This is a genomic window from Microbispora sp. NBRC 16548 (assembly GCF_030268985.1).
GTDB lineage: Bacteria > Actinomycetota > Actinomycetes > Streptosporangiales > Streptosporangiaceae > Microbispora > Microbispora catharanthi.
In genome coordinates, this window is sequence record NZ_BSSF01000001.1 from 359,530 (window position 1) to 384,793 (window position 25,264).

The window sequence follows — 25,264 nt, forward strand, 5'->3', positions numbered from 1 at the left end:
CGGGGGGTTCGTCCGGCGTGCTCCCTGCTCCCGCATCGTACCTTTGCGTGCGGTTGGCTGTCCGGTGGTACGGGCGTGACGTTTGCCCGGCGATGAGGCGGCCTGATCTCGCCCCAGGGGAAGGAGTCCCAGCGCCGCCCGGCCGTGGGCCCGGTTCCACGGCCGCCCGGGACTCACCGGCCCCCTGGCCGCGCGGCTCCCCGCCTCTCGGGGCTCTCCGCCTCTCGCGGCTTCGCGGCTCCGGGGCGGAGCCAGTAGCATTGGCCGCGTGAGTGTGCAGCATCCGGATGACATGCGTCCGGTGGACCTCTTCGACGAGGGGCTGCCGGTGCTGCCTGACCAGACGAGCGACGACACCGACCTCGGGTGGGGCGATTGGCGCTCCGACTCCGACGTCTCCCACCTGCTGGAGGAACGCCCGCCTCACTGGAGCTAGGACCGCACCGCCAGCTCGAACCAGACGGCCTTCCCCCTGCTCGTCGGGCGCACGCCCCAGGCGCGGGACAGGGACTCGACGATCAGCAGCCCCCGGCCGCCCTCGTCCTCGTCCGATGACCCGTCGCGAACCCGCAGCGGAACGCGGGCCTCGTCCTCGACCTCGCACCGCAGGACGCCGTCCCGCAGCAGGAGCGTGAGGACAGGTTCCCCCCGCCCGTGCCGCAGGACGTTGGCGACCAGCTCGCTGACGAGCAGTTCGGCCACCTCGGACGCCTCGCCCTCCGCGCTGCCCGCCCAGTCCCGCAGCGCGGCGCGGACGAGCCGGCGCGCCCGGCTCGTGGAGGACGGGACCGCGGGGAGGGCCCAGGAGGCCCGGCGCACGTTCGGCACGCCGTCGTCGGCCGCGTCGTCCGGCGCGGCTGGGAGCCGTTCCCCCGGGAAGGCGCCGTGCGGCCGCCGGGCCATGGGGACGAGCGTGGCCACCCCTGCCACGCCCGTGAACTCACGCGGCCCGCGCACAGCAGGCCCGGTGCGGGAGAAGGCTCCGGCCGTCGGGCAGCAGTTCGCCGGTGTCCTCGAACACCACGACACCGTTGCAGAGCAGTCCCCACCCCTGCTCGGGGTGGAAGGCCACGAGACGGGCGGCGTCGTGGTCGGGGGCGTACGCGGGCGGACACGGCGGGGTGTGCGGGCACATGCGTGTCACCTCGATCCTTCAGCAGGCGGCGGACAGTTCACGAAGAGCCGGTTCGGGCCGGGTGACCAGGCGCAGCAGGCGGCCGAGTGCGGCGTTGACGCCGAGAGGCCGTTCGAGCATGAGGTTGTGGCCGGACGGCAGCACCACGAGGCGGGCCGAGGGCAGGGCGCACGCGATCGCCTCGCTGTGCCCGACCGGCGTCGGCGCGGCCGGACCCCGGCCGGTGGCCTCGCCGGCCCACGCTTCGTGGCGGTCGGTCGGCATCGCCGCCTCCTTCCGTGCCCTCGAGTGATCTCACCTGCCGCGCGGTCGCTCGCTGACAGCTCCCACGATGGCCTCTGGGAGGCCCCGCCGTCTGCGCTGGCAGCCCCCATCCGACGGGCGTGCCCACGGCACCGCGGGATGGTGGCTAGCTGCAATGACGCGGACGCGCTCCGAATGCCACTCTTGAGATGTGCCCCTCAGGTGTCTCATCGTCGACGACAGCGATCACTTCAAGGAGGCCGCCCGCCTGTTGCTGGAGGCGGACGGCGTCGCTGTCGTGGGCGTCGCGTCCACGACCGCCGAAGCGCTCGGCCGCTTCGGCGAGCTCCGGCCGGACGTCGTGCTGGTCGACATCGACCTGGGCGAGGAGAACGGGTTCGATCTGGCCCGGCGTCTGCACGACGCGGGCGACGGCGACCCGCCGCGGATCATCCTGATCTCGACGTACGACGAGCAGGACTTCGCCGAGATGATCGCGACCAGCCCCGCCCTCGCCTTCCTGTCCAAGCCACGCCTGTCGGGCCGGGCCATCGACGAGATCCTGCGGGGCGCGGACGCCTGAACGGGCCGGACCGGCGACACCGGTACGGCCTCAGCGGGCGTCGAGGAACGCGAGCACCGCGAGCACGCGGCGGTGGTCGTCCTCCGCCTCCGGCAGCCGCAGCCTCGACATGATGCTGCGGACGTGCTTTTCGACCGTGCCCTCGGTGATCCACAGTTTGTGCGCGATCCCCGCGTTCGACCGGCCCTCCGCCATGAGGGAGAGCACCTCGCGCTCGCGCTGCGTGAGCTCCTCCAGTGGATCATGCCGGCGGCGCGCGTTGAAGAGCTCGGCCACGAGGCTGGGGTCGACGACCGAGCCGCCGTGGACGATGCGCTGGAGCGTCTCGACGAAGTCGGACACCGCGGTCACCCTGCTCTTGAGCAGGTAGCCGATCCGGTGCCCGGTGGCGAGCAGCTCCATCGCCTGCTCGACCTCGACGTGCGCCGACAGCAGCAGGATGCCCACCTCGGGGAACTCCGCGCGGATCACCTTGGCCGCCTCGACGCCCTCCGTCGCGTGCGCCGGAGGCATCCGGATGTCGACGACGGCGAGATCCGGGTGGTGCTCCCGTACGAGGGCGAGCAGTTCGGCCGCGTTCCCCGCCTGGCCGAGGACCTCGAACCCCGATCGCCCCAGCAGGCTCGCCAGCCCCTCGCGCAGCAGGACGTCGTCGTCCGCCAGCACCACTCGCGTCGGGGTCTCGTCCATCGCTCTGCCGCCTTCGTCGCGTGCCGGTCCGGCGCGGCGGGCGACGGCGTTGACCTGGGATTTCGCCCGTACCTCTAGCCGTCCTGCGAGAGTAGTGTGGCCTTGTGCACGCGCGGTTGCTGTCGTTGCTGCTACGCGCGAGCCGCCCGCCTCTCCTGTGGGGCATCCTGACGGGCGCCGCATGCGTGGCAGCCGAGACGTTCATAGCCTTTGCGCTGGCGCAGGTGGCGCCCAGCAACGCCCTGGACGTAGTTTACCTGCTCGGCGTTCTCGTGGTCGCCTACCTCTGGGGCATGGGCCTCGGTGTGATCGTCGCCGTGGCCAGCGCCGTGGTCTACGACTTCTTCCAGGTCCAGCCCCTCCACCAGTTCACCATCTTCAGCTCCTGGACGTGGGTGCCGCTGCTGGTCTTCCTGACCGTCGGGTTGCTGGTGAGCGCCGCCGCCTCGCTGATGCGGTCCCTGGTCGTGGAGGCGGAGGAACGCCGCCGCGAAGCCGATCTCGACGCCAGGACGGCCCGTCTCCTCCTGCGCGCCGAACACCTGCGCGCGGCGCTGCCGGTCGTGGCCCGGCGCCTGGCGCAGGGACTCGGCCTGCCGTTCCTGGCCATCGAACTCGGGCCGGTCGGCGACGACCCGCGCCACACCGTGCTGCCGCTGACGGACGACGGCGCCGGGATCGGCACGCTCGTCGTGCCCGCCGGCCTGCCGGCGGCCATGATGCGCCGCCTGCGTGAGCGCGTGGTGCCCTCGCTGGAAGCGGTGCTGGTGGCGGCGCGCGACCGCGAGGCCATCAGCACCGCCCTGGCGGCGAGCCGGGACGAGCTGGCCAGGATCGCCGAGGAGCAGGCCGCCCTGCGACGGGTCGCCACCCTGGTCGCGCGCGGGGTCTCGCCGACGGAGATCTTCGGCGCGGTCGCCCGTGAGATGGGCCTGATCGTGAACGCGGACCACACCGCGATCGAGCGCTACGAGCCCGACCGTACGGTCGTCCTGGCGGGCTCGTGGAGCGCGTCGGACCAGGGGTCTCCGCCGCCGGTGGGCTCGCGCCGCCCGATCAGGGAGAGCGGCCTGTCCGCCCTCGTCCTGCGGACGGGACAGCCGGACAGGATGACGGCAAAGGAGGGCGAGGCAGGGGAACTGGACGGGTGGGCCGGGGACGAGCAGGTCGTCTCCGCAGTCGCCAGTCCCATCGTCGTCGAGGCCCGCCTGTGGGGCGTGATGATCGCCTTCTTCCGCGCTCCCGAGCCGCAGCCGGACGACGTCGAGGAACGCATGCGGGACTTCACCGAGCTGGTCGCCACCGCGATCTCCAACGCCGAGGCCCGCGACGAGCTCGCCGCCTCGCGGGCCCGCGTGGTCGCCGCCTCGGACGAGACCCGGCACCGGATCGAACGCGACCTGCACGACGGGGCCCAGCAGCGCCTCGTCTCCCTGGGGCTGCAGTTGCGCATGGCGGAGACCGCCGTGCCACCGGATCTGCCCAAGCTCAAGGAGCAGCTGTCCCACACGGCCGAGGGCCTGACGCTGGTGCTGGAGGACCTGCGGGAGCTGTCGCGCGGCATCCACCCGGCGATCCTCTCCAAAGGAGGCCTCGGGCCCGCGCTGAAGATGCTCGCGCGCCGCTCGGCCGTCCCCGTCGAGCTGGACGTACGGGTCGACGGGCGCCTGCCGGAGCGGGTCGAGGTGGCGGTCTACTACATCGTCTCCGAGTGCCTGACGAACGTGGCCAAGCACGCGCAGGCCACGATGGTGTACGTCGAGGTCGAGGCGGCGGGCGACACGGCGAGGGTCGGGGTCCGCGACAATGGGAAAGGAGGCGCCGACCCCGGCAGGGGTTCGGGGCTGATCGGTCTCATCGACCGGGTCCAGGCGCTCGGCGGTGCGATCGAGGTCACCAGCCCGATCGGCCATGGCACTACGCTGACAGCCGTGATTCCGGTCGGCGACGGCTGACGGAGCGGTCACGACCGACGGCCTACGGAGGATCGGCGAGCGGCAGCCGGACGACGAACCGGGCGCCGCCCTCCGCCCCGTCCTCCACGCCGATGGTCCCGCCGTGTGCCCGCACGATCTCCCGCGCGATGGTCAGGCCCAGGCCCGAGCCGCCCCGGGCGCGGGACTTCTCCAGCCGGGTGAACGGCTCGAACACCCTTTCCCGGTCAACCTCGGCGATGCCGCCGCCGTCGTCGGAGACGGCGAGCTCCGCGTGGGCGCCCTCCTGCCGGATCTCCACCAGCACCCTGCTCCTGGCGTGCCGCTGGGCGTTGTCCAGGAGGTTGCCCAGCAGGAGGTAGATCTCGTGCTCGACGGCGTGGACCGCCAGGCCGGGGATGAGCCGGAGCAGCACCGGCGACCGGTGTGCCCGGCTGGAGACCTCCGTCCGCACCAGCTCGGCCAGGTCGGCCGCTCTTCTCCCGAGGGGCGGCTTCGTCCCCGCCTTCAGGAGCAGCAGCAGGTCGCAGACGACCGCCTGCAGACGGTCCACGTCTCTCAGTGAGCAGTCGACGAGTTCGGCGAGGTCCGTCTCGGCGGGGTGCAGCCGGGCCTCCTCCAACTGCGCCCGCACCCCGGCGAGCGGGGTGAGCAGCTCATGGGAGGCGTCGACCAGGAACCGGCGCTGGCGCTCGGCCTTCCGGTCCAAGCGCCTTCCGGCGTCGGCGAGCCGCTCCAGCAGCCTCTCGGCGTGCACCGGCAGGGCGGCCTCGTCCTCGCCGAGAGGGGCGGGGACGAGGATGTTCGGATCGCCGGTCGGGACGGAGTCGTGGTTGCACATGACGCTCATCGCAATGCTGCCGTCGGTGTCGCGGCCCCCACAGGCCTGCTTGCAGCGGGAGGCGGCGTGCGGCGGTGCCCGGCGGCTGGCGCGAGCGGCCACGGCGAGGGCGCCCGGCAGGGCCAGGGCGCCACTCGTCTCGGGTAGGTCATCGGCACCCGGTCACCTCCGGCTACGGTCGCTTGTTGAGCAGCGGTCTCGCGCGTCCGGCGGGCCGGACGGCTGTGACCGATCAGAGACTGCTCGGCCGGGCGTGAGGGGCGCCGACCCGGATGTCCTGATCGGTTCCGATATCAGCTTGTCTCCGCCGGCGGGGGCCCGTCTTCGCTGGCAGCCTCCATTCCGGTCCCACCGCCAGCCGTCCCCGGGCCTTCCGGCTAGCTGGAAGGCCCGGGGACGGCGCGGGGTCCCGTCAGGAGACGACGTCCCGGCGCCGGAAGCGGCGGAAGGCCAGGGCGACGAGGACCGCCGAGTAGGTCACGGAGACCGCCACGCCCTTCACCATGCCGCTGTAGTCGGGTTCCGGCGCGAGCGCGTCGAGCCACGCGGAGTTCCAGAACGTGGGAAGGAACTCGCGCAGCGAGCCCAGCGCCTCGACCGCCTGCAGGATGCTGCTGACGATCACCAGGCCGACCGCGCCGCCGACCGCGCCGAGCGGGGAGTCGGTGCCGACCGACAGCAGGAAGGCGACCGCGGCGACCACGAGCTGGCTGACCAGGGCATAGCCGATGACGACGGCGAACTTGGGCAGTACGTCGGCGGCGGGGATCACCTCGCCGGTCCCCGGCACGGTGATGTCGTTCCAACCGAAGGCCAGTGTGCCGGCGAGCAGGGCCATCAGCGGAAGCACGGTCACCGCGGCGGCCGAGTACGCCAGCGCCACCACCAGCTTATGGCGCAGCAGCCGGTCGCGGGGAACCGGCGCCGCCAGCAGGTAGCGCAGCGACGACCAGCTCGCCTCGCTCGCCACCGTGTCACCGCAGAACAGCGCCACGGCGACGACCAGCAGGAAGTTGGCCGACACCGACAGGGCGAACGCGGCGAAGTTGAGCCCGCCCGCCGTGGCCAGATCCGACAGCCGCAGGCTGCCCTGGCCCCGCCCGGCCGGCCCGAACTGGAACGCCACCACGAGCACCCACGGCAGGGCGAGCAGTACGGCGAACATCGCCATGGTCCGGCGCCGCCGCAGCTGCCGCACGAACTCCACCCGCAGCGGCAGCGTGCGTCCCGGAGCGTAGCCGGGAGCCCGGCCTCCCGCGTCACTCCCGCGCGTGTCCGGCCCGTCCTGGGTGACCGGAGTGGCCCGCCCGCCGTCGTGGTTGCGTCCGGTCAGGTCCGGGGCCGGTCGCTTCGCCGGGCTCAACGGCTCTCTCCGATCAGGTCGAGGAACACGTCCTCCAGGCGGGGGCCGACGCCGTTGGCGGCCGGCGCGGTGCCGAGCAGGTCGCCGACCGGCCCGGCCGACACCAGCCGCCCGCGGTGCATGACGACCACGTGGGTGCAGGTCTGCTCGACCTCGGCGAGCAGGTGGCTGGAGACGATGACGGTGCGCCCCTGCTCGGCGTACGCCTTGAGCACCCGGCGCATCTCAGCGATCTGCGGCGGGTCGAGGCCGTTGGTCGGCTCGTCCAGCACGAGCAGGTCGGGGAGGCCGAGCATGGCCTGCGCGATGGCGAGGCGCTGGCGCATGCCCTGGGAATAGGTGCGCACCGCGCGCTCCAGGGCCGCGCCGAGCCCGGCGATCTCCAGCGCTTCTTCCATGCGGGCGTCCTGCGGTGGTCGTCCCGTGGCCTGCCAGTACAGCTCCAGGTTGGCCCGGCCGGACAGGTGCGGCAGGAACCCCGGCCCCTCGACGAACGACCCCAGCCGTGACAACACCGGAGCCCCCGGCCGCACACGGGTGCCGAAGATCCGGATCTCGCCCTCGTCCGGGTGGATGAGACCCATCAGCATGCGCATGGTGGTGGTCTTGCCCGCGCCGTTCGGCCCGAGCAGGCCGAGCACCTGGCCCTTCTCGACCCGGAACGACAGGCCGTCGACCGCCCGCTCGCCGTTGCGGTAGCGCTTGCCCAGCCCGCTGATCACCAAGGGCACATCGGCCGACTCGGCGTCCACCGCCGGGTCGTCGCCCGCGTCCCCGCCGCGCCTGGCCCTGCCGGTCAGCAGGAGCACGGCCGCGACCGCGATCGCGGCGAGCGGCATGGCCCACGTCCACCACGCCGGGCCGGTGGCGGGCGTCCGCAGCGCCGCGTCCCCGGGCAGTTCCAGCGTGGGGGAGTCCAGCGCGATCCGATAGACGGCGGGGGCGGCGGGCGTCGCGTAGCCCAGGTCGGTGGTCGACACGACCATCCGCATCCTGTGCCCGGCATCGAATCGCCTGTCGATGGCCGGAAGCGTCACCGTGACCGGTGTGCCGGCCTCGCTCGCGGTGACCCGCAGGGGCGAGACCAGGCTCGACGGGAGCACCGGAAGCGACCCTCCGGAGACGTCGTAGAGCTTGGCGAACAGCGTGGCCTCACCCGTGCCGTACACCCTGATCGTTACGGTGGGGCTGCCGGTGACCTGTGCGGGCGTGGACAGTGGGGCGGACTCGAAGGCGGCCGCCTGGCCGGGCATGTCCAGCGCGATCGACGCGCCGCCGCCGTTTCCGCCGAGCAGCCCGCCGAGGCCGGGGACCGCCGAGATCGACGACGGCGACCCGCCCGCCGGGTTGGCGATCGGCTGCTGGGGGCCGTTGAGCGCGACCGTGGTCCGCTGCACGCCCGGCAGGCCCGGGTAGCGGTCGGCGGTGGCGTGCAGGAGCACGGGGCGGCGCGTGCCCGGGTCCCGGCCGCCGTCCCTGGTCACGGTGAACACGGCCGAGTCGTCGCCGGCGGAGGAACCGGTTCCCTTGAGATAGCGGTCGAACCAGCCGGTCGTACGGTCGGACAGCCAGTCCGCCTCGCCGTCGCCGCCGTCGTGGCCGCCGTTGAACCAGGCGACCTCGACCGGAGCGCCTGTGGCGGCGATGGCCCGGGCGTTGGCGTCGGCGTGCGAGAGCGGGAACAGCGAGTCGCGCTGGCCCTGGACCAGCAGCGTCGGCACCTTGATCCGGCCGGGCACCGAGATCGGGCTCGACCGCCGCAGGAGATCGACGGCCTCCTTGGTGGCCCTGCCGGTCTCGGCCACCTTCTGGTACATGTCGCAGATCTGCGGCAGGAACCGCCCGCACTGGACCTGCTCGATCCCGGGCGTTCGCCCGGTCACCCGGCCCCCGGACGCGTCGCCCCCGGACGCGTCGCCTCCGGAGCCCGCGGCCGGGCCGGTGAGGCCGGCCAGACCGCCCGCGCCGAGGCCGCCGTCCGGGGCCAGCCGGTCGGCGGCGGCGCTGAAGAAGATGCCGGCCCACATCTTCTTGAAGACGCCGTTGAGCGGACCCTTGCCCGAGGCGTCGGGGAAGAGCGCGTCGGCGAGGTCGTACCAGGTGATCTGGGGGACGATCGCGTCGACGCGGCTGTCGTAGGCAGCGGCCATCAGCGCGATCGCCCCGCCGTACGAGCCGCCGGCGATCCCGACGCGCGGGTCGCCCGGGGCGTCGAGACGCACTTCGGGGCGTTTGGCCAGCCAGTCGATCAGCCCCCGCACGTCCTTGACCTCGTAGTCGGGGGAGTTGAGCGCGATCTGCCCGGTCGAGCGGCCGAACCCGCGAGCCGACCAGGTCAGCACGGCGTAGCCCTGCTCCGCGAGCCGTCCCGCCTGCTCGCGCATGCTCTCCTTGCTGCCGCCGAAGCCGTGGGCGAGCAGCACGGCCGGAGCCCTGCCGCCGGAGGCCGGGGGATAGAAGGTGGCGTCGAGATCGACGTGCTGGTCGCCGGCCGGTCCGTCCACGACGGGGATGACCAGGTCACGTCCCTTCACCACGGGGCCGGAGGGCCATAGAGCCCACGCCACGCCTCCGGCCATCAGGATGACCAGCGTGACCACGATCGCGAGGGCACGCCGCCCACCCGGAAACGCCATATCGCGATGCTACTTGTGTCTGCTGAGAGACCGCTGAGGAGCCGCCGCGCCTGTGGATAACCGTCGCGTCGGTGGGCGCCGACCCGGTCCGCGCACGAATCGTGATGATGCATCGGGGTAAACCCTGATTGCGCCTCACCATAGGGAACGGCATCATTTCGCGCGTGAATGGAACGCCGCTCAAGCAGATCCCCGCTCGCGCGATCGAGTGGGCTCTTCCGTACTGGACGCGGGGGGAGGCGGGCAGGCAGACGCCGCAGGACCTTTTCCGGGTGCTCTACCTGGGCTGGCTCGCGGCGTTCGTCCTCAAGGTGCTCGGGTCGAGCTGGGACGTGTCGTGGCACTTCAGGTGGCTGCGCGACGACCTGGCCCCGCCGCACCTGCTCAACACGGTCGGCACGGTGATCGCCGTGGCGCTGACCATCGTGCACTGGTACACCGGCTACGGGGTGGACCGCACGTCCTCCCGCCTGATCGTGTGGGGCACCGGGGTCTTCCTCATCGCCATCCCGCTCGATCTCATCAACCACCGGGTCAACGGGCTCGACATCACCGCGTGGAGCCCCTCCCACGCGCTGCTGTACATCGGCACCGCGCTGATGCTCGCCGGAGCGATCCGCGGCTGGTATATCGGCTCGGGCAGGTACGCCGAGATCACCCGCGGCCGGCGCGCGCTGGTGCTGGGCGGCCTGTTCGCGTTCTTCCTGGAGAACGCGCACTTCCCCGAGCTGCAGCAGGAATACGGCGTGCTGGAGCTGGCCTCCTGGGACCGGGGGCAGCCGTACGCCGAGCCGACGCTGCTCGAATTCGCGGCCAACCAGATGGGGCGGGCCGTGGACCGGGCCATGGTGCTCAAGTTCTCGCTGCCGATCCCCGACGTCGTCTACGCCCTGTACGCGGGGGTGGTGGGCGTCGCGATCCTGGTCTTCGCCCGCGTCATGGTCGGCCGCCGCTACACGGCCACCGCGATCGCCGGGGTGTACGTGGCCTACCGGTGCCTGATCTGGCCGCTGCTCGTCGGTGGCGGGTTCCCGCCGTCGACCGTCCCGTTCTTCTTCCTGCTCGCCGGACTCGCCGTCGACCTGGCCTTCCTGGTGCCGATCAGGCATCTGCGGCCGCTCGTGGGCGCGGTGCTCGCCACCGCCGCGGTGTACGGAGGGCTGCTGGCGCAGGACCGGGTGCTCGAAGCCCCGCCGTACGCGCCGCGGGCCTGGCCGGTGGCGCTCGCCGCGCTGGCCGTCCTGTGGTACGCGGTGGAGTGGTTCGCCGGCCGCAAGGGGCTGACGGCCGCCGCCGCGGAGGACAGGATCGCCAGAGAGACGCGGCCCGCGCATACGGTGGTCACGGCCGAGCCCGGCCCGCCGCGCGTTGCCAAGCCGGAGACGGCGTCCGAGCCGGCGTCCGAGGCGACCCCCGCGCCCGCCACCGTGTCGGAGCCGACGGCCTGACGGGCCGCACCCGCGTGCACCCGCCTTTCCTGAGCCGCTCCCTCGCCGGGGGCGGCTCTCGGCGTCTCGGAGGCGGGCCGGGCTGGGCCCTGGGTCAGACGACCGGGGTCTTGGTCAGCGCGACCGCGACGCCGTACGCGAGGCCCATCACGGTGAGTTCCAAGGCCGCCCAGGCGGCGAACGCGGCCGGGGCCTGACGCGTGACCGCCGGCAGCAGCCGCCAGCGGATGTTGCCCCCCAGCAGTGCGATCACTCCGGTGAACACCGCCTTGGCGACCACGAGCCGGCCGTACCCCGTCGTGACCAGCGACGCGGGGAAGCTCTCGCCGGGCGTGAGCAGAAGCTCCACCAGGCCGTTGAAGAGCCCGGACAGCCCCACGACGACCAGCGCGTACGTCGCCAGCCGGGAGAACCGGGGCAGCGTGCGGGCGAGCAGGTCGCGATGACGCGGCAGCAGGACGGCGAGCGCGACCAGGCCGCCCACCCAGGCACACGCCCCGATGACGTGCAGCTCCATCGAGACCATGCTGAGGTCGTGCCAGTACCAGTTCGAGGCGTGGCCGGTGACCGGGAGCGGGAGCAGCCCGAACCCGGCGACGAGCACCCGCAACTCGGCCGGCACCTTCTCGCCGAACCGCACCGCCAGCATTCCCACGGCGGCGCTGGCCAGGGCGCACGACGCGCTCACGATCATGCCCTGCCCCGCGCCGATGCCGTCGACGTACGCCGCCACGTCGGGAAACGCGCCCGGGGTGACCTCGGCGGCGCTGAGGACGGCCGACACCAGCGCCGCCGCGCACCAGACCAGCGAGAACAGCACGGCCCAGTGCCGGGCCCTGGCGGCGAGCGGCTCGGTCCGGTCCGGGTCGTCGAAGCCGAGGAGCTTGGGGAGCAGGCTGAGTCCGATGGTCGCGGTGGCGGCCAGGTCGAGCACGAGCCGGACGACCGGCAGTCCGTACTCCACGATCGTGCCCGGCATGGGGAGCCCGGGCACCGTTCCCGGCAGGGTGAGCCAGGTCGCGATCACGACCGCGAGCAGGGCGCCGGCGGTCAGCCCCGCCGCCGGGACCCGGGCGCGGGCGTGCTCGGTTCCGGAGCCGGACCGGTCCGCCGAGACGTGTGGTTCCGAGGTCGTGGTCACGCGGCGCCGCCCGAGGCCGGGGAGCTTCCCGCACCGGTCCCGGCGGCGGTGGAGCGTCCGGCGGCCGGGCCTTCCGCGCCGGAATCCGCCGCCGGTTCCCCCGCCGCCTCTGTCCCTGCCGCCTCTGTCTCCGACGCGGGTGTGTCCGACGGCTCCGGGTCGCCCGGAGAGGCCGCCCGTGGCATCCCCGCCGCGGGGGGAGCCGGGATAGTCCCGTCGCGCAGGCGCCGGTCGTGCCGCACGAGCACGCGGGCGCACAGCGCCAGCAGCGCGGCGGTGACGGCCAGCAGCCCCCATACCCAGCTTCCGCCGCCCTGACCGGCCGTCCCCACGCCGGTCGTCGGAGCGCCGGGGTTCGCGGTGACGGGGTTGGCCGTGCCGGGCGCGGGGGTGGCCGTCGGCGCGGTGACCGCCCCGGGGGCCGCGCCCCCGCCGGTCACGGTGAACTTCACGGCGCCGGTGACGGGGTGGCCGTCGTTCGACACGATGCGGTAGCCGATCGCGTACGCCCCCGCGGGGGTGCCCGTCCGCACACCGATGGAGACGTTCCTGCCGTCCACCGTGATCTCGCCCTGCTCGTGGTGGGCGCCGTCCGGCCCGGTGACGGCGAGCCGCGCGAAGTCGCGGCGTACGGCCTGGTCGAAGGTGAGCGTCACCGAGGCGGGCATGGCGCCGAGGACCGCGCCGTCCTTGGGGTCGCTGGCGACGAGCACGTCGTGGGCCCGCGCGGGCGTCGCGATCAGCATCACCGAGAGCAGAGCCAGCAGCGGCACGGCGAGCGCCCGCAGCCGTCCACGCGGCACGGCGAGCACCCGCGGCCGGTTACGCGGCCGGTTACGCGGCGGGACGGCGTGCGCGGCCGCCGGGGGCGGTGCGGTCCGTCCGGTCCTTCGCCGACCGCCGCGCGTGTTCGGGGCGTCGTTGCACATCCGGGCGACCTGGTCCACCTGCCTTGCCTTCCTTTTGCCGGCGCCGACCCAGCCATGGTCCCACTGATCGCGGCCCGTGCATGCCGCGCGGCGGACCGGCGGCGGCTGCGGACCGTGGCGTAGTGATCGGTTACGGTGATGTGCCGGACGGCGTACGCATTCTCCTGGTTGAGTGGAATCCGGCCTGACGACACCGCGCGAAGGAGGGCTCATTGACCCCCCAGCCGACCGTAGGCGGATCCGAGCGGAGCGAGGCGCCGGTGCGGCGCTCGCCGTGGCTGACGATCGTCGTCATCTACCTCGCCGGCGTCGTGGCGGCGATGAGCTACGGCAAGTTCGCCGCGGTCGGGCCGTCGATGGCCGACGAGCTCGGGCTGTCGCTGTCGCAACTGGGCTGGGCGATCTCGGCGGTGGTCGGGGTGGGCGCCGTCGCCGGGCTGCCCGCGGGCTATCTGGTCCGCCGGTTCGGTGCGGGCAGGTCGCTCGTCGCCGCCCTGGCGCTGATGGTGGCGGCGAGCGCGCTGAGCGCGGCCGCGGGGAGCTTCGCCTGGTTGCTGGCCGCCCGCGTCGCCGAGGGCGCCGGCTATCTCGTGGTCACCATCGCCTGCCCGGCGCTGGTCCTCCACCTCGCCGAGGAACGGGACCGGGGGGTCGCCCTGTCCGTCTGGGCGACGTTCGTCCCGGTGGGCATCGGCGTGAGCACCCTCGTGGGCGGCGCCGCCGGCGAGGTCCTCGGCTGGCGCGGCTGGGTGCTGCTGATCGCGGGGCTGACGCTGCTGATGACGGTGGCCGTCCGGGTGCGGCTGCCTCGGACGTCCGCCTCCGGCGCCGCCGCCGGGTCCGTGCCCGGTGCGCGGGCGCTGGCGTGGCCCGCGCTGCTCACCGTGTGTTTCTGCCTGATGGTGCTGGTGACGATGCCGGTGGTCGTGCTGCTGCCCACGCTCCTGGTCGACGAGCACGCGAGCTCCGCCGGCGCCGCCGGGGCCCTGACCTCGGCGATCTCGTTCGTCGGCGTTCTCGGCGGGCTGTCCGTGGGCGTCCTGCTCCGGCGGGGCGTGCCGCTCGCCGCGCTCGCCGTGTCCGGGCTGCTGGTCGTGCCGGCCGCCTGGCTGGTCTACGGCGCCGACGGTCCGCTGGCCGCCGCGGCGACCGGCGCGGGGATCGTCTCCCTGGAGAACGGGGTGCTGGGCGCCTTGGCCTTCGCCGCCCTTCCCTTCGTGCTGGAGCGTCTCGACCACGCCGATGTGGGCACCGGGATGGTGGCCCAGATGGGCAGCGTGGGCGCGCTCCTCGGCCCCCCGCTGTTCGGCCTCGTCGCCGGGGCCTCCGGGTTCGGGGCCGTCGTGCCGGTCATCGCCGCCGGGATGCTGGCCTCGGTCGGCGGGATGCTGCTGGTGAGCAGGAACGTCGCCCGCCGCGCCCGGGGTCTGAGCGCGGAGGGATGAGAAGGTCCCCGGACGGCGCGACGCCCGGCGGTCTCTCGACTTGTGATCGGCTGAGACCGCCGGGCATCGGCTCCGGGCCGTACCGGTGTCACCGGTCCGGGACGGCCCGGAGGCTGTGCCGTACGTCCCGGCGAGTCGCCGCGGGACGTACGGGCAGGGGCGTGGGTCAGATCTTGGTCCAGAGGGCGGGGACGTTCGGCGGCTCCCAGCCCGCCAGGGCGGTGTGCGGCTGACGGCACTGGTAGGCCACGCCGCCGTAGGTCACCCGGTCACCCGTCGCGTACGCCGTGCCGGCCGCCCAGCCGGGGTAGCCGCCGGGGCTCGCCGACGGCGAAACCGAAGGCGACGCGGAAGGCGAGGCGGACGGCGACGCGGACGGCGAGGCGCTCGGAGACGGGCTGGGCGAGGCACTGGGCGAGGCACTGGGCGAGGCACTGGGGGAGGCAGAGGGGGAGGCAGAGGGCGAGGCGGACGCGCAGGGCCCCTGGTCCAGCCACACCTGCGCCTTTCCGGGCGTCTCGCCCTGGGTCCACCACTGCGCCTTCCACGTGTGACCGGCGTACGAGACGAGGTTGCCGCCCGTGTAGACGGTCGTGGACGACCACGCGGGAGCCGTGCACGTCCCGGCCGACGGCGACGCGCTGGGAGACGCCGACGGGGAGCCGGACGGGGAAGCGGAGGGCGAGGCCGTCACGCCGCCCCTGGCGAGGTCCTGCGTGATGCCGTACGTCGCGCCGCCGAAGGAGACCGTCCAGTTGGAGGGGGTCGAGGTGGGCAGATAGTAGACGAAGGCGACGTCCACCGAGGCGCCCGGCGCGAGGGCCTGCCAGCTCGGCAGCTTCAGCGACACCCGGTTGTAGTCGCCCCTCAGGCCGCCGACGTTGTCGGGCGCGGTGTGGTCCCTGCGGATGACGGTGGAGCCGAAGCCCGACTGGTCGGCCGCGTTGCCCGGAGCCGAGTTCGCGTAGTCGAACTGGAACTCCGTGCCGCCCGGTAGCGTCACGCCCGAGTTGTTGGTGATGTGGATCTTCGGGTTGATCGGGTAGTTGTTGTCGCCCAGGGCGAAGTCCCGGAACTCCACCGAGATGTCCAGCTTCTGCGCCGGGATCGGGGTGGTCGCCCGCACGTTCCCGTACGGCGTGGCGGCCTTGAACTTGTCGTACATCAGCGTGGTCAGCGTGGCGCCGGGCTCGTACTGGCCCTTGGCCGAGTTCCAGCCGTAGTCGCCGGCCAGCTCCCAGATCATCGTGCCGCCGATGCCCCTGGAGATCACGTAGTCGGCCTTGGCCGCCACCGACTGGTCGTCCTCGGTGGACAGGAACACCTTCTTGGTGGAGTTCCACAGCCAGGGAGCGGTGAGCGTCGAGTCGTAGTAACGGGCGTAGGCGCCGGTCAGGGACGTGTCCGTGACGCCGTAGGAGGCCAGGTAGTCGCCGAGGATGCCCTTCTCGAGGTTCTTGGCGTGCCACATCGGGTTGGAGCCCGCCGGGGACTCCTTGCCGTCGTCGTCGAGGTCGTGCCACAGGTTGTCGATGCCGACCGCGCCGTCGCCGCAGGTGGTGAGGCCGGAGCCGGCCGGGCAGGTGGTGGCGGGGGCGGTGCCCCACAGCCCGTTCGTGCCGCCCTGCACGTTCTTGAACCCCCGGGTGTAGTACGGCAGGCCGATGTTGATCCGGCCCGGCTGCATGGCCCCGCGGAAGTAGTGGTAGGCCCAGTCGGTGTTGAGGTAGCCGATGCCGCCGTACTGCCCGGCCCCGTACACGCCGGCGGCGGCGAGCTCGCCGTCCTTGCCGTCGTCGAAGAGGTACGCGTTGGGGCCGACGTACTTGTTCCACGCGCCGTGCAGGTCGTACGACATGATGTCGACGTAGTCGAGGTACTGCGTGACCTGGTAGGTCTCCATGCCGCGCAGCAGCCAGCCGGACGCGGGCGCGGCGACGGTCAGCATGTAGTACTTCCCGTCGGCGGCGGAGGCGCGGTCCAGCTTCTCGCGAAGCGTCTTCATCAGCGCGGCGTAGCCCTTCATCAGCGTCGCGCGCTTGGAGTTGGCGATCGGCCAGTCGAGCGGGTTGCCCGCGTCGTTGTTCGACGTCGGGTACTCGTAGTCGATGTCCACGCCGTTGAAGCCGTACGTGCGCAGGAACGACACGACGGAGTCCGCGAACGTGTCGATGCCCGCCTGGGTCGACGTCATCGTGTAGAAGCCGCCGCTCGCCTGCCGCTTGCCCGCGTCGTCGAAGTAGCCGCCGGTCTCGGCCCAGCCGCCCACGCTTATCAGGGTCTTGGTGTCCGGAAACTGCTTCTTGAACTTGCCGAGCAGGTTGAAGTGGCCCTTGTAGGAGTACGCCGGGTCCATCTCGGCGCCGGCGACGCCGGGCCAGGTCATGCCGACGGCGGGATTCTTCGCGGTGTCCGACCCGACGGAGATCTTGTTGTCCGGCCCCACGTGGGCGAACGCGTAGTTGATGTGGGTGACCTTGCCCCACGGGATGTCCTTGACCAGATAGCGGGTCTGCCCGTTGGAGCCGTCGCGCCAGCCGGTGAAGTAGCCGATGATGCGGCGGGGGTGGTCCCCGCCCATCTTCTCGCGGCCGTCGGTGTCGTAGGCCAGGCAGTAGGGGACCTCCACGCCGGGCGTCCGGTAGAGCCCGTCGGGCCGGCACGCCTCGTCGGCGGCGGCCGCCCCGGCGGTCCCGCCGGTCGCGGCGAGTGCCGCCGCCCCGGCGGCGAACGCGACGCAGACCGCCGAAGCGGTCCGCACTAACGATGATCTCAACAGGCGCACAGCCATACCTCCGACAGGCGAAGTGCCGATCCTCCACACCCCGCCCCCCAGGGGTTGATCGGAACGTAAGCCGCCGGAACAGCCGCGTCAACGCTTTCTATTAAGAAACTTTCCTTTTAATGAGCCCTTAAGGCGAGCTTGATCAAGGCAGTAGCCAGCCGTACAGCCAGGCGAGGAACGCGAGGCCGGTCAGGACGGGGACGATCCGGGCGGCGGCGGCGTTCAGCCGGAACGCCTCGACGATCGACAGCCCGGTGGAGACGAGGGCCAGCAGGCCATACCAGGCCAGGGCGTGCGGCACCCCGATCGCGAGCGTGGTCCAGTCCTGGATCGCCGACAGGCTGAGTGCCGACAGCGCGCACAGCGCGACGCCCGCCAGGCCCGCGAGCGCGCTCAGCCCGCCGCCGCGCCTGCGCAGCAGGGAGACGAGCCCCGCGACGAGCTGGACGGCCGAGACGAGCAGGAAGGCCGCGGGGACGCCCAGTGGGATCGGCGACCGGGACAGCCGGTAGACCGACGAGGTGAGGAGCAGGCCGCCAGGACGCACGATGGGGTACGGCGCGGCGCCGGGGTCGCACGCGCGGGCCGTCGCGGCCGGGTCGTCGAGGAACGCGGCGATCACCTGACGGCCGCAGGCGCTCGCCAGGAAGACGGCGTGCCCGACCCCGGCGAACTCGGCGAACCGCGCGCCCGGCACGGCCGACACCGCCTGCCGCGCGGCCTCCGGCGGGGTGGTGGGGTCGTACTCGCCGCCGAGGACCAGGACCGGCGGCGCCGCCCCCTCGGACGACGCCCCCTCGATCGACGTGCCGTCCGACGAGGCCGGGGTGACCGGCGCGTGCGGGGTCAGCAGGTCGGCGTCGGTCCGCGCGGCCGGCAGAGCCCAGGCGTCGCAGACCGCCGCGTCGACGACCCCGGTGAACAGCCGGGGGCCCCGCGAGGCGGGGAAGGAGTTGTACGGCGTCTCGTCCTGGCACTGGACGGCATAGTACAGGCCCCAGTCGTGCGAGGTCAGCCCGTCGCCGGCGGCGTCGACCAGGGGTTGCAGCAGTTCTGTGCGCCCGGAGGCCAGCCCGTCCACGAGGGCCGGCACGATCGGGATCACGTCGGTCTCGTGCAGCGCCTCGCCGAGGATCGTCGCGACGTCGTCCCCGTTGAGTTGCACCGTCAGCCGCTTGCGGGTGAGCGGGTCCCGGGTCTCGTACGTCGCGGGGTGCGCGTTGAGCGCTTTCACCATGGCGTCGAACCGGGCGGCGATCCCCAGCTTGGTCATCGTCGCCGAGAGCGCGGCGGACGACTCGTCGTACCAGCGGGCGCCCGCGGGAAGCAGCGAGTCCAGCACGACCCCTCGGGTGCCCTGCGGGTCGCGCGCCGCCGCCAGCAGCATCGGGCGGGTGGAGTAGCTGACGCCGAACAGATACCAGCGCGGGTAGCCGAGTGCGGCACGCAGGTCCACGACGTCGGCCGCGAGCTCGGCCGTCCGGTAGCCGCGCAGGTCGACGTGCTCGCCCTCAAGGCGCGACTGGCAGGCCAGCGCCTGCCGGGCGAGCGGGGCGGTCTCGGCCGACGCGGGCCCGGACGTGCGCAGGGTGTCCACGACCCCGCGGACGATCTCGGGGCAGCTCAGTCTGGGCTCGGAGTAGCGCCCGCCGCGCTGTTCGAGGACGACCACGTCGCGGCCGGGGAACATCTGGGAGAGGAACCCGGTGAGCTGGAGCGAGGCGGATCCCGGCCCGCCGCTCATGTAGACGACCGGGTCGGCCGCCTGTCCTGAGGCCTGTGACGCCCGGTGCACCGCGTAGCCGACCTTGATGGTCCTGCTGTTGGGGACGTCACGCCGCTCGGGGGCCAGGAGGTAACCGCAGGTCGTGCCGGACGGCACGGCGACCGGACAGGGATGCTCCTCGACGGACGGCCCTTCCGCCGCCCCCGCCGCCCGCCTGCCGGGAACCGCCGACACCGGGGCGGCCGCCGCGTGCTCCGCGCCCCGCACCGTCCCGGCCCGCACCGTCCCGGCGTCATGGCGGACCGGCGCCGCGAGGGCCGCCGACCCGGAACCTCCCAGAAGCATGAGCGCCGCGGCGAATGCCGTGACGGCCGCTCCACGCGAACTCCGCAACCGTCAGCCCCGTCCCGCGAACCCGGCGATATCCGCAGAAACCTTAGCGTGTTCGTCGGTCATCCCGCCCCCATTCGTCCAAGCGCTCCCATTTTGGACGATCATGGGCGAGCCCCGGTTTCACCGGGGCCGTGCGGTGCTCTCCCGGACCACCAGATCGGTGGACAGCTCGACGCGGCGCGCCTCGGTGTTCTCGCCCCGGCCCATGGCCAGCACCATCCGCGCGGCCAGCGCGGCCATCTCCTCCAGGGGCTGGCGCACGGTGGTCAGCGGCGGCCACGCGGACCGGGACAGCGGCAGGTCGTCGAAGCCGACCACGCTGAGGTCCTCGGGCACCCGCAGGCCCCGCTGCCGGGCCGCCTCGAACACGCCGAACGCCTGCATGTCGCTGCCGGCGAAGATGGCGGTCGGGGGGTTGTCCAGCGAGAGCAGCGCGTGACCGGCGTCGTGGCCGGAGTTGACCAGGAAGTCGCCGTAGCGGATGAGCTCGGGGTCGATGGACACCCCGGCGGTCTCCAGCGCGGCACGGTAGCCGTCGATCCTGGCCCGGCTGCACAGCATGTCCGGCGGACCGCCGATCATGCCGATCCGGGTGTGACCGAGGTCGAGAAGGTGGCGCGTGGCCGCGAGGCCGCCGTGCCAGTTGGTCGCGCCGACCGACGCCACGCCGGGCGGCGGCTCGCCCTCGGGGTCGACGACGACGAACGGGATCGAACGGGCGCTGAGCTGGCCCTGCTGGCGCACCGAGAGCCGGGAGCTGACGATGATCACACCGTCCGTGCGCCGCGCCGCGATGCGCTCCAGCCAGTCACGGCCGGGGCCGGCGTGCGTGTGCAGCACGGAGATCACCACGCTCGCGGCGGCCTCGTGTGCCGCCTGCTCGGCCCCGCGCACCAGTTCCATGGCCCACGGGCTCTCGATCTCGGCGAACACCAGGTCCAGTAAACCGACCGGGCCGTCGCCCTGCCCCGTCCTGCGCTGGTATCCGTGCTTCTGGAGGAGGCGCTCCACCCGCTGACGGGTCTCCGGCGCGACCTCGGGACGGCCGTTGATCACCTTGGACACGGTCGGAACGGAGACTCCGGCCTCCTCCGCTATCTGGGCGATGGTCACCCGCCTCTTCACTGGCATGAAGCAGATCGTAGCCGAAAGTTTCGGGCGACCTGAACCGGTTCCCCCTGATGAGACGCGTGACCGCCGTGATCATGCTCTGAGTGCCCTTGACGCTCAACCTTAGCTTTACTTATTCTCCGGACCACGAAACATTCGGATGTTAACCGAAACTTTCAGCGCGACTGTCGACAGCGGGTAGCGGAGGAGAAGGCGAGGGCCGTCGCTCTCCGGCCACGCCGCCGGTTTCGAGGATTGAGGAGAATCTATGACGCTGCTGCGCGTGTCCGGATCCCGGCTGGTTGACGAGGCGGGCGACCCGGTGAGGCTGCGGGGTGTCGGCCTGGGCGGCTGGCTCAACATGGAGAACTTCATCACCGGTTACCCCGCCAACGAGTCCTCGATGCGCGCGGCGGTGCGGGAGGTGCTCGGCGAGGAACGTCACGAGATGTTCTTCGACCGCTTTCTGACCTCGTTCTTCACCGAGGCCGACGCCGACCTCCTGCGGGACATGGGCGTCAACTGCGTGCGGATCCCGGTGAACTACCACCACTTCGAGGCGGACGACCGGCCGATGGAGATCGTCGAGCGCGGCTTCCACCACCTCGACCGGGTCGTCGACATGCTGGGTGAGCGCGGCGTCTACAGCGTCATCGACCTTCACGCGCTCCCGGGGGCGCAGAACCAGCACTGGCACTCCGACAACCCCACCCACGTCGCCTCCTTCTGGGAGCACCGGCACTTCCAGGACCGGGCGGTTCACCTGTGGGAGGCGCTGGCCGACCACTACAAGGACAACCCGTGGGTGGCGGGCTACAACCCGATCAACGAGCCGGGCGACCCCGGCGGCCGGGTGGTCGGGCCCTTCTACGACCGTCTGGTCAAGGCGCTGCGCGCGGTGGACCCCGCCCACGTGCTGTTCCTCGACGGCAACACCTACTCCACCGACTTCTCGGTCTTCCACGAGGTCTACGAGAACACGGTGTTCGTCTGCCACGACTACGCGCTGGCCGGGTTCGCCCACGGCGGCCCCTACCCGGGCTTCACGAGGGGTGAGTGGTGCGACCGCGACGAGCTGGAGCGCGCCTTCGCCCGCCGCACCGCCTTCCAGCGGGAGACCGGCACGCCGATCTGGGTCGGCGAGTTCGGGCCCGTCTACACCGGCGACCCCTCCGTGGACGAGCAGCGCTACCAGATCCTGCGCGACCAGCTGGAGATCTTCGACGCGTACGAGGCCGGCTGGTCCATCTGGACCTACAAGGACGTCGGCCTGCAGGGCCTGGTCTGCGCGGGCGGGTCCTACATGGAGCGGTTCGGGCCGTTCATGGCGAAGAAGAAGCGGCTCGGCGCCGACCGGTGGGGCTCGACGATGGAGGAGACGGCGAGCGAGCTCGCGCCGCTGCACCGGCTGATCGACACGGAGTTCCCTTCCTGGGACCCTTACCCGTGGGGCGCCCGCTACCAGACCGACGACCTCATCCGGCACATCCTCATCGCCCAGGCGCTGCTGCCCGAGTACGCCGAGCTGTTCCGCGGGCTGGACGACGACGAGCTGCTCGCGCTCGCCGACTCCTTCGCACTGTCCACCTGCACGCGGCGCGAGCCCCTGATCCGGCTTCTCGCCGACAACCTGGCCGCGCGCTAGCGCGGCACGAGGAGACCCCCCGATGCGCAGCCTCCTTCACCGGGCGGCCGCGGCCGTCCTGTGCTTGGCCATGGGACTGCCGGCGGTCGCGGCGAGTGCGACTCCCGCCGCCGCCGCGGCCGTGCAGGTCGCGAAGTACGACTTCGAAGACGGCACAACCCAGGGATGGGGGCCCAGAGGCGACGGGGTCGAGGTCGGCGCGACCTCCGACGCCGCGCACTCGGGGTCGCGCTCCCTGCTCACCTCCGGCCGCACCGCCACCTGGCACGGGGCGTCCATCGGCCCGCCCTTCCAGAAGGGCGTCACGTACCAGGTCACGGCGTACGCCCGGATGGTGAGCGGGGAGCCGTCGAGCACGATCGCGCTGACCGTGCAGCGCACACCCGACGGCGGCGACACCACCTACGAACGGGTGGCCGCCGCCACCGTGACCGACGGCGGCTGGGCCGAGCTGTCGGGCACCTACTCCTTCGGCGCCGACTCCTCCGGCCTGCAGCTCTACGCCGAGAGCTCCGAGGCCACCGCGAAGTACTACATCGACGACATCGTCATCACCTCGGACACCGACCCCGCGCGTTCGGGCCTGAGCACCGACTTCGAGACCGGCACCGCCCAGGGCTGGTCGCCGCGCGCCTCGGCGTCCCTGGCGGCCACGACCGACGCCGCGCACGGCGGCGCCCGCAGCCTCGCGGTGACCGGCCGCTCGGCCTCCTGGGACGGCCCGGCGATCAGCGTGCTCGGCAAGATGGCCAAGGGGTCGAAGTACACCCTGTCGGCCTGGGTGCGGCTCGGCCCGGACACGACCTCGGGCAACCTCGGCCTGTCGATCGAGCGCCGGACGAACGGCACCCCCAGCTACGAGCGGGTGGCCGCGCCGAAGGCCGTCCCCGAGGGACAGTGGGTGCAGCTCACCGGCACCTACACGCTCGCCTACGACGTGGACTTCCTCGGCGTCTACGTGGAGTCCGACGCCGGCACGTTCCCCTTCTACCTGGACGACTTCACGCTGACGTACGTCGAGCCCAAACCGATCCAGACGGACATCCCCGCGCTCAAGGACGAGGTGCCGTTCACCCTCGGGGCGGCCGTCGCCCGCGCCCAGACGCTCGGCGAGCACGGCGACCTGCTGCTCAAGCACTTCGGCGGGGTCACCCCCGGCAACGACCTGAAGTGGGACGCGACCGAGCCGCGCGAGGGCGAGTTCACCTTCGCCGAGGGCGACTACCTGGTGAACTACGCCGTCCAGCACGGGCTGACCTTCCGCGGGCACACGCTCGCCTGGCACAGCCAGACGCCCGACTGGGTGTTCAAGGACGGCGACCGCGACCTCACCTCCTCGCCGGAGGACAAGGCGCTGCTGCTGAAGCGGCTGGAGAACCACGTGAAGACGCTGGTCGGCCGCTACAAGGGCAGGATCGCGGTCTGGGACGTGGTCAACGAGGTGGTGGACGAGAACCAGCCCGACGGCCTGCGCCGGTCGAAGTGGTTCCAGATCACCGGCCTCGACTTCATCCGCACGGCCTTCCGCGTCGCGCGCGAGACCGACCCGGCCGCCAAGCTGTTCATCAACGACTACAACACCGAGTTCCCGCGCAAGCGGCAGGCGCTGTACGACCTGGTGAAGAGGCTGAAGGCCGAGGGCGTGCCGATCGACGGCGTCGGCCACCAGCTCCACCTCAACATCGAGCAGCCGCCGGCTTCGGACGTCGAGGACACGATCTCGACGTTCGCCACGCTCGGGGTGGACCAGCAGATCACCGAGCTGGACGTGAGCGTCTACCCCGACTTCGTCTCCACCTACGACGAGGTGCCGGCCGAGGTGCTCGCCGAGCAGGGCTACCGCTACAAGGAGCTGTTCGACGTCTTCCGCAGGCACAAGACGCAACTCAGCTCGGTCACCGTGTGGGGCCTGGCCGACGACGCCACGTGGCTGTCGACCTTCCCGATCACCCGGCTCAACGCCCCGCTGCTCTTCGACGACGAGCTCCAGGCCAAGCCGGCCTACTGGGGCGTCGTGGACCCGGCGAAGCTGCCGCCGCTGGTGCGCAGGCTTGAGGCCCCCGCCGCGACGCCCAAGGTGGACGGCGGGCGCGACCTCGAATGGGACCTGCTGCCCGACACGTCGATCGCCCGCGTCGGTGACGTGTCGGCCGGGTTCCAGGCCCGCTCGTCGGCCAAGTGGCTGTACGTCCTGGCCGAGGTGCGCGACCCGAGCGACGACCGGAGCGACCGGGTCACGTTCACCGTGGGCGGCACGCCGTACGCCGTCCGGCGCGACGGCGGCCACCCGCACGGCGTCGACGCGGCCGTGAAGAAGACGACCGGCGGCTACCGGGTGGAGGCGCGGCTGCCGATCGGAACCGACGTCGCCGTGGCGGTCACGGACGCCTCCGGCGGCTCGCAGACCTCCTGGACCGGAAAGCTCACGGCCACGCCCGCGGTGAAGCTGACCACCGCGCCGGGCCGCCGGCCGGTGGTCGACGGCGCCGTCGACCCGGCCTGGGCGGCGGCGCCGGAGATCCGCACCGCCACCTGGATCCAGGGCACGTCGGGGGCGACCGCGCGGGCCCGGGCCCTGTGGAGCGGCGACACGCTGTACCTGCTGGCGCAGGTCGCCGACCCCACGCTCAGCGAGGAGTCGGCCAACCCGTGGGAGCAGGACTCCGTCGAGTTCTTCGTGGACCCCGGCAACGGCAAGACCAGGGGCTACGGCGACGACGACGGCCAGTATCGGATCAGCTTCTCCGGGAGGACGTCGGTCGGAGGTCCGCTCGACCCCGCCGCCATCGCGGGCAACCTGAAGGCCGCCGCCAAGGCCGTCCCCGGCGGCTACGTGATCGAGGCCGCCGTGAAGCTGCCCACGATCACGCTGCGGGACGGCACGCTGCTCGGCTTCGACGTCCAGGTCAACGACGCCACGGGCGCCGCCAGGACCAGCGCGGCGACCTGGAACGAAGCCACCGGGCAGGGATACCGGGACACCAGCCACTGGGGCGTGCTGCAACTGCGGCGCTGAGCTCACACACCGGGCTCACACACTGGGCTCACGTACTGGGTTCACACACTGAGCTCCGGCACGGGATCGGGCACCGGAGCCTGGCAGACGGGGCCTGGCGCAGGGAGGCCCCGCGCTGAAAGGCTCTGGCGCACCGTGCCGGTGCCGGACGGCCCGGTTCCCCGCATGGGGGACCGGGCCGGTCACGTTCGAGGAAGGGAC

19 protein-coding genes and 1 pseudogene are annotated in these 25,264 nt (G+C 72.5%); 7 read left to right on the top strand and 13 right to left on the bottom strand.

Features of this window, described 5'->3' with window-relative positions; all coding sequences use genetic code 11:
* Nucleotides 1–268 precede the first annotated feature (268 nt).
* Nucleotides 269–436 carry a hypothetical protein gene (locus QSK36_RS01670; protein WP_285781455.1) on the top strand — a complete coding sequence of 56 codons (168 nt, stop codon included), beginning with the start codon at nucleotides 269–271 and terminating at the stop codon, nucleotides 434–436.
* Here the strand turns inward: QSK36_RS01670 and QSK36_RS01675 are convergent.
* The 3 genes from QSK36_RS01675 to QSK36_RS01685 are packed head-to-tail and all read right to left on the bottom strand — an operon-like array spanning nucleotide 433 to nucleotide 1,399.
* Nucleotides 433–957 (bottom strand): ATP-binding protein, encoded by a 525-nt coding sequence (locus QSK36_RS01675; protein WP_285781086.1) that lies wholly within the window; start codon nucleotides 955–957, stop codon nucleotides 433–435. The two genes, QSK36_RS01670 and QSK36_RS01675, sit on opposite strands and share 4 nt — an antisense overlap.
* Complete coding sequence (locus QSK36_RS01680) at nucleotides 941–1,135, bottom strand: DUF5999 family protein (protein WP_285781437.1); 195 nt, start codon at nucleotides 1,133–1,135, stop codon at nucleotides 941–943. The genes QSK36_RS01675 and QSK36_RS01680 overlap by 17 nt, the downstream gene beginning before the upstream one ends.
* 18 nt (nucleotides 1,136–1,153) lie before the next feature.
* A complete protein-coding gene (locus QSK36_RS01685) occupies nucleotides 1,154–1,399 on the bottom strand; it encodes an alpha/beta fold hydrolase (protein WP_183536125.1) in 246 nt (81 codons plus the stop codon).
* 190 nt (nucleotides 1,400–1,589) lie between these two features.
* Between QSK36_RS01685 and QSK36_RS01690 the strand changes: the two genes are divergently transcribed.
* Nucleotides 1,590–1,961: a response regulator transcription factor gene (locus QSK36_RS01690; protein WP_183536127.1), complete on the top strand. Its 372-nt coding sequence runs from the start codon at nucleotides 1,590–1,592 to the stop codon at nucleotides 1,959–1,961.
* Between the two features lie 30 nt (nucleotides 1,962–1,991).
* Here QSK36_RS01690 and QSK36_RS01695 read toward each other — a convergent pair whose 3' ends face one another.
* Nucleotides 1,992–2,651 (bottom strand): response regulator, encoded by a 660-nt coding sequence (locus tag QSK36_RS01695; protein ID WP_183536129.1) that lies wholly within the window; start codon nucleotides 2,649–2,651, stop codon nucleotides 1,992–1,994.
* 104 nt (nucleotides 2,652–2,755) lie between these two features.
* Here QSK36_RS01695 and QSK36_RS01700 point away from each other — a divergent pair, with 104 nt between their 5' ends.
* The gene (locus tag QSK36_RS01700) at nucleotides 2,756–4,606 is read left to right on the top strand and encodes a sensor histidine kinase (RefSeq protein WP_285781087.1); all 1,851 of its coding nucleotides are present in this window, start codon (nucleotides 2,756–2,758) and stop codon (nucleotides 4,604–4,606) included.
* Nucleotides 4,607–4,628: 22 nt separating this feature from the next.
* On the opposite strand, the gene QSK36_RS43665 is transcribed toward QSK36_RS01700, so the two are convergent.
* From QSK36_RS43665 to QSK36_RS01715, 4 genes and pseudogenes are all read right to left on the bottom strand, one after another.
* Complete coding sequence (locus tag QSK36_RS43665) at nucleotides 4,629–5,039, bottom strand: sensor histidine kinase (protein WP_406540410.1); 411 nt, start codon at nucleotides 5,037–5,039, stop codon at nucleotides 4,629–4,631.
* Between the two features lie 60 nt (nucleotides 5,040–5,099).
* Nucleotides 5,100–5,435: pseudogene (locus QSK36_RS43670) on the bottom strand (histidine kinase dimerization/phospho-acceptor domain-containing protein); the annotation flags it as partial.
* A 403-nt stretch (nucleotides 5,436–5,838) separates the two neighbouring features.
* A complete protein-coding gene (locus QSK36_RS01710) occupies nucleotides 5,839–6,789 on the bottom strand; it encodes an ABC transporter permease (protein WP_352239497.1) in 951 nt (316 codons plus the stop codon).
* Nucleotides 6,786–9,425: an alpha/beta fold hydrolase gene (locus QSK36_RS01715; protein ID WP_285781088.1), complete on the bottom strand. Its 2,640-nt coding sequence runs from the start codon at nucleotides 9,423–9,425 to the stop codon at nucleotides 6,786–6,788. The genes QSK36_RS01710 and QSK36_RS01715 overlap by 4 nt, the downstream gene beginning before the upstream one ends.
* Before the next feature lie 164 nt (nucleotides 9,426–9,589).
* Here QSK36_RS01715 and QSK36_RS01720 point away from each other — a divergent pair, with 164 nt between their 5' ends.
* Complete coding sequence (locus QSK36_RS01720; RefSeq protein WP_285781089.1) at nucleotides 9,590–10,873, top strand: hypothetical protein; 1,284 nt, start codon at nucleotides 9,590–9,592, stop codon at nucleotides 10,871–10,873.
* Between the two features lie 94 nt (nucleotides 10,874–10,967).
* Here the strand turns inward: QSK36_RS01720 and QSK36_RS01725 are convergent, their stop codons facing one another.
* Complete coding sequence (locus QSK36_RS01725; protein ID WP_285781090.1) at nucleotides 10,968–12,014, bottom strand: CopD family protein; 1,047 nt, start codon at nucleotides 12,012–12,014, stop codon at nucleotides 10,968–10,970.
* Nucleotides 12,011–12,961 carry a copper resistance CopC family protein gene (locus QSK36_RS01730; RefSeq protein WP_285781091.1) on the bottom strand — a complete coding sequence of 317 codons (951 nt, stop codon included), beginning with the start codon at nucleotides 12,959–12,961 and terminating at the stop codon, nucleotides 12,011–12,013. Before QSK36_RS01730 ends, QSK36_RS01725 begins: the two co-directional genes overlap by 4 nt.
* A 194-nt stretch (nucleotides 12,962–13,155) precedes the next feature.
* Here QSK36_RS01730 and QSK36_RS01735 point away from each other — a divergent pair, with 194 nt between their 5' ends.
* Nucleotides 13,156–14,388: an MFS transporter gene (locus tag QSK36_RS01735; protein WP_285781092.1), complete on the top strand. Its 1,233-nt coding sequence runs from the start codon at nucleotides 13,156–13,158 to the stop codon at nucleotides 14,386–14,388.
* 166 nt (nucleotides 14,389–14,554) lie between these two features.
* Here the strand turns inward: QSK36_RS01735 and QSK36_RS01740 are convergent, their stop codons facing one another.
* The 3 genes from QSK36_RS01740 to QSK36_RS01750 all read right to left on the bottom strand — a co-directional run bounded on the left by QSK36_RS01740 (nucleotide 14,555) and on the right by QSK36_RS01750 (nucleotide 20,423).
* Entirely contained in the window at nucleotides 14,555–17,149 is a 2,595-nt protein-coding gene (locus tag QSK36_RS01740; RefSeq protein WP_285781093.1) for a chitinase C-terminal domain-containing protein, read from the bottom strand.
* 166 nt (nucleotides 17,150–17,315) lie between these two features.
* The gene (locus QSK36_RS01745; RefSeq protein ID WP_285781094.1) at nucleotides 17,316–19,244 is read right to left on the bottom strand and encodes an alpha/beta hydrolase; all 1,929 of its coding nucleotides are present in this window, start codon (nucleotides 19,242–19,244) and stop codon (nucleotides 17,316–17,318) included.
* A 168-nt stretch (nucleotides 19,245–19,412) separates the two neighbouring features.
* The gene (locus tag QSK36_RS01750; RefSeq protein WP_079316791.1) at nucleotides 19,413–20,423 is read right to left on the bottom strand and encodes a LacI family DNA-binding transcriptional regulator; all 1,011 of its coding nucleotides are present in this window, start codon (nucleotides 20,421–20,423) and stop codon (nucleotides 19,413–19,415) included.
* 247 nt (nucleotides 20,424–20,670) lie between these two features.
* Here QSK36_RS01750 and QSK36_RS01755 point away from each other — a divergent pair, with 247 nt between their 5' ends.
* Entirely contained in the window at nucleotides 20,671–22,047 is a 1,377-nt protein-coding gene (locus QSK36_RS01755; protein ID WP_182901461.1) for a glycoside hydrolase family 5 protein, read from the top strand.
* A 22-nt stretch (nucleotides 22,048–22,069) separates the two neighbouring features.
* Nucleotides 22,070–25,063 (top strand): endo-1,4-beta-xylanase, encoded by a 2,994-nt coding sequence (locus QSK36_RS01760; RefSeq protein WP_285781095.1) that lies wholly within the window; start codon nucleotides 22,070–22,072, stop codon nucleotides 25,061–25,063.
* Nucleotides 25,064–25,264: the final 201 nt, after the last annotated feature.